The sequence below is a fragment of the Gelidibacter sp. genome (genome assembly GCF_035577925.1).
Classification (GTDB): domain Bacteria; phylum Bacteroidota; class Bacteroidia; order Flavobacteriales; family Flavobacteriaceae; genus Gelidibacter.
On the sequence record NZ_DATJCY010000319.1, the window covers coordinates 1 to 4,529 of the forward strand.

Genomic DNA, 4,529 nt, shown 5'->3' on the forward strand with positions numbered 1-4,529 from the left:
ATTTCTATATTTGAAAAAATTAAAAACATGTACACAACTTTAAATCATACTTGGTGGTGGAACTTTTCGAAACAACATTCGTGAGGTAACGCTATAGGTATATTTAAAAACTAATATAAAAAGGCTTGTCATTCACGACAGGCCTTTTTTTTATACTATAAAAATCAATATGAATACATACAAGTTACATACCCATTATAAAAAAATACTTTCGGATACCATCACGCCTGTCAGTATCTATTTGAAGATAAGAGATAAATTCCCGAACAGCATTTTATTAGAAAGCAGTGATTATCATGGCAATGACAACAGTTTTTCTTACATCTGTTGCAACCCGATTGCTTCCATAAAAGTGCAAAACGAAGTGATTACGGAAACCTTTCCAGACAAAAGTAAATTGACGCATAAAATTACGGCAGATACTGATGTAGCACATATAATCCATCAATTCACCCAACGTTTCAAAATCCATTCCGAGCAAACTTTTAAGTTCATAAACAATGGAATTTTCGGTTATATTGCTTACGATGCCGTTCGTTATTTTGAAGATGTCAAAATTTCAAAAAAAGAAAATCATCAAGACATTCCAGATATTTATTATGCAGTTTATCAAAATATCATAGCTATTAACCATTTTAAAAATGAGGCCTATGTGTTTGCTCATTGTTTTGAAACCGAAAATAATATCGATGAACTTTTACAGCTTATCAAATCAAAAAACTTTGCTGCTTTTAATTTTTCAACTGATGGTGAAACATCCTCTAACTTAACTGACAGCGAGTATAAAGAACAGGTTGCTTTGGCAAAAAAACACTGTGCTCAAGGTGATGTATTTCAGCTCGTCCTTTCAAAAAAATTCTCACAACGCTTTAAGGGCGATGAGTTTAATGTGTATCGCGCCTTACGAAGTATCAATCCATCACCATACCTCTTCTATTTTGATTATGGCGATTTCAAGATTTTTGGAAGCTCACCAGAAGCACAGTTGGTCATCCGGAACGACAAAGCCGAAATCCATCCTATTGCCGGAACTTTTAAACGTACCGGAAATGATGAAAAAGATGCCAAACTGGCCAAAGAGTTAGCCATTGACGACAAAGAAAATGCAGAACACGTCATGCTTGTTGATTTGGCAAGAAACGACCTCAGCCGAAATGGAAGTGAAGTCACCGTTGAAAAATATAGAGAGGTACAGTTTTTTTCCCATGTCATCCATTTAGTGAGTAAAGTGACCAGTAAAAAACATAAAAACACAACCACTATGCAAATCGTTGCCGACACCTTTCCTGCAGGAACATTAAGTGGCGCTCCAAAATTCAAAGCCATGCAACTTATTGAAAAATATGAAAAAACAAGTCGTGATTTTTATGGAGGTGCTATTGGGTTTATGGATTTTGAAGGCAACTTTAATCATGCCATTATGATCCGAACGTTTTTGAGCAAAAACCACCAACTGCATTGGCAAGCCGGTGCGGGGATCGTTTCTAAATCGGATGCCGAAAGTGAACTTCAGGAAGTTTATAATAAATTGGGAGCCTTAACCAAAGCGATCGAAATGGCCGAAGAACTATAAATCCCTTAACCTGCAAGCATTTACTTAACCTGCAAGGTTTTAAAAACCTTGTAGGTTTCAGAAAAAATAAAAATCGAACCTTTAAACATGAGATCCCCGCCTTCGCGGAGAATAAATATGAAAGTATTAGTTATCGACAATTACGACAGTTTTACCTACAACCTTGTCCATTATCTTGAAGATCTGGATTGCGAAGTGACTGTAAAACGCAATGATCAGCTCACTTTAGAAGAAGTTGATGCATTTCAAAAAATTGTGCTATCACCAGGGCCAGGACTTCCAGACGAAGCAGGTTTATTAAAAACCATTATCAAAACCTATGCGCCCACCAAAAGTATTTTAGGCGTGTGCCTTGGTCAGCAGGCCATTGCCGAAGTTTATGGCGGCAGTTTGATTAATCTAGATGCGGTTTATCACGGCGTATCCACCAAAGTAACAACTTGTGTTAATGACGAATCTCTTTTTGACGGACTGGACAAAACCATCAACGTTGGGCGTTACCATTCGTGGGTCGTTGATCCTAATCTGCCTGAAGAACTTGAAGCAACATCAATTGATGAAAACGGTCAAGTGATGTCGTTGCGTCATAAAGTGTACGATTTAAAAGGCGTCCAATTCCATCCCGAATCGGTATTAACGCCGCAAGGCAAAAAGATTTTGGAAAATTGGATTCGCATTCCCACCAAGGCCGGAATCTCATAACGTTCTGGAGCTGGCAGCATAAAAATTTGTGAGCAGGTGAAAAAGTGATTTAACGAAAAATACTTCATTCTGCCCAAAAATAAAATTAAGTTTAATAAATATAGATCCCCTCCCGATAGCTATCGGGATCGTGGGGAATGAATATGAAACAGATACTCAACAGACTTATCAATCAAGAAAGCATCTCCAGTGAAGAAGCAAAACATGTTTTGGTAAATATCTCCAAAGGCGATTACAACCAAAGTCAAATTGCCGCTTTTCTGACCGTTTATATGATGCGAAGTGTCACCATCAATGAATTGCAAGGTTTTAGGGATGCGCTTTTAGAATTGTGCCTACACGTCAATTTAGACGCCTATAATGGCATCGATTTGTGTGGTACGGGCGGCGATGGAAAAGATACTTTTAATATCTCAACCTTGGCTTCATTTGTGACAGCCGGCGCGGGAATCAATGTTACTAAACATGGTAATTATGGTGTTTCTTCTGCCTGTGGCTCCTCAAATGTTATGGAGTTTTTAGGGATCAAATTCACTTCTGACATCAATTTTTTAAAAAGGTCTTTAGATGAAGCGGGCATTTGCGTGTTGCATGCCCCATTATTTCATCCTGCCATGAAAAATGTGGCACCCATCCGAAAAGATTTGGCCGTAAAAACCTTCTTTAACATGTTGGGACCCATGGTAAATCCGGCATTTCCAAAAAATCAATTGGTTGGCGTATTTAATCTGGAATTACTAAGAATGTACAGTTATCTCTATCAAAACACCGACATCAATTATACCATTCTACATGCCTTGGATGGCTATGATGAAATTTCATTAACGGGTCCAACAAAAGTCATTAGAAACGCCTCCGAGACTATGATTACTCCCGATTTTTTTGGGGTGAATACTTTAGATCAAAGCGCTATTTACGGCGGTGATTCGGTAGAAACTGCAGCAAAAATATTTACTCAAATTTTAAATGGTCAAGGCACTGACGCCCAAAACAACGTTGTTTGTGCCAATGCGGCCATGGCTATTGCGACGGTAAACAATTCATCAGTTGAAGATAGTTTTGCATTGGCAAAGGAATCTTTGTTAAGTGGAAAAGCAAAAACGAAATTTGAAAAACTGGTTGAAATAAGTGCTGGGAAATAGATGAAAGAAAATAGAACATAAAGCCTAGAAAAAATAGAACACTGATGACCGAAAAAATTAACGATTGATGATTAACGATTGGTGATTTTTGAACTTTAAACTTTGAACATTAAATCTGAAGCTTTAAACCTGAAACCAGGAACCACAGACAACCGATAACAAACAACCCACAACAAACAACAGACAACACACAACACACAACCCACAACTGAAAAACATGACCATTTTAGACCATATAGTTACTGATAAACGCAAAGAAGTTGAATTAAGAAAATCAATCATTCCTATTTCTCAATTGGAAGGATCGGTCTTATTTGAAAAAGAAACCATTTCTCTTGTTGATAACTTAAAGAACAGTACAACAGGAATCATTGCCGAACATAAACGTCGTTCGCCGTCCAAAGCCATCATCAATCAAAATCTCAATGTTTTTGACGTTGCAAAAGGTTACCAAGATGCTGGTGTTTGCGGAATGTCGGTTTTAACGGATGGCAAATACTTTGGAGGTTCTATGGACGATTTGATCTTGGCACGCGCCAGTTGTCAATTACCGTTATTGCGCAAAGAGTTTATCATTGATCCTTATCAAATTATAGAAGCCAAAGCCCATGGTGCTGATGTAATCTTACTTATTGCAGCTATTTTATCAAAAGAAGAGATTAAAGAATTTTCTGAATTGGCAAAAAGCTTAAATCTCGAAGTCCTTTTGGAAATCCATAACGAAGAAGAGCTCAACAAATCCATCATGCCAAGTTTAGATATGATTGGCGTCAACAATAGAAATCTAAAAACCTTTGAAGTTAGTTTAGAAACTAGCAAACAACTAAGTACTTTAATCCCTAATGATTTCATTAAAATATCAGAAAGCGGCATTAGCACTATTGAAGCCATCAAAGAATTGCAACCCTACGGATATCAAGGTTTTTTGATTGGTGAAAACTTTATGAAAACAGATAATGCAGGTGAAAGTGCAACAGCCTTTATAAAAGGATTGCAATAAAATTAAAAACAGTCCAAAATCAAATGAGTAGCAAAAACATCATAAATATTCCAATTCAAACCCCCTCTCCTTCAAAGAGGCTTGGGATGAGGATTAAAATCTGTGGTATGAA

4 protein-coding genes are annotated in these 4,529 nt (G+C 37.2%); all 4 read left to right on the forward strand.

All coding sequences use genetic code 11. From position 1 onward, the window contains the following. Positions 1 to 169: 169 nt before the first annotated feature. Positions 170 to 1,573: an anthranilate synthase component I family protein gene (locus tag VNJ50_RS12520; RefSeq protein ID WP_325582421.1), complete on the forward strand. Its 1,404-nt coding sequence runs from the start codon at positions 170 to 172 to the stop codon at positions 1,571 to 1,573. A gap of 117 nt (positions 1,574 to 1,690) precedes the next feature. Further along, positions 1,691 to 2,275, forward strand: coding sequence for an aminodeoxychorismate/anthranilate synthase component II (locus tag VNJ50_RS12525; RefSeq protein ID WP_325582423.1), 585 nt, complete (start codon positions 1,691 to 1,693; stop codon positions 2,273 to 2,275). A 143-nt stretch (positions 2,276 to 2,418) separates the two neighbouring features. Continuing rightward, positions 2,419 to 3,417, forward strand: coding sequence for an anthranilate phosphoribosyltransferase (trpD, locus tag VNJ50_RS12530; RefSeq protein WP_325582425.1), 999 nt, complete (start codon positions 2,419 to 2,421; stop codon positions 3,415 to 3,417). A 217-nt stretch (positions 3,418 to 3,634) separates the two neighbouring features. Next, entirely contained in the window at positions 3,635 to 4,417 is a 783-nt protein-coding gene (gene trpC, locus VNJ50_RS12535; RefSeq protein ID WP_325582427.1) for an indole-3-glycerol phosphate synthase TrpC, read from the forward strand. Positions 4,418 to 4,529: the final 112 nt, after the last annotated feature.

Bases quoted from the DNA above. Each gene is read 5' to 3' on its own strand.
- VNJ50_RS12520 (WP_325582421.1), top strand. From the start codon at position 170: ATGAATACATACAAGTTACATACCCATTATAAAAAAATACTTTCGGAT.
- VNJ50_RS12525 (WP_325582423.1), top strand. From the start codon at position 1,691: ATGAAAGTATTAGTTATCGACAATTACGACAGTTTTACCTACAACCTT.
- trpD (WP_325582425.1), top strand. From the start codon at position 2,419: ATGAAACAGATACTCAACAGACTTATCAATCAAGAAAGCATCTCCAGT.
- trpC (WP_325582427.1), top strand. From the start codon at position 3,635: ATGACCATTTTAGACCATATAGTTACTGATAAACGCAAAGAAGTTGAA.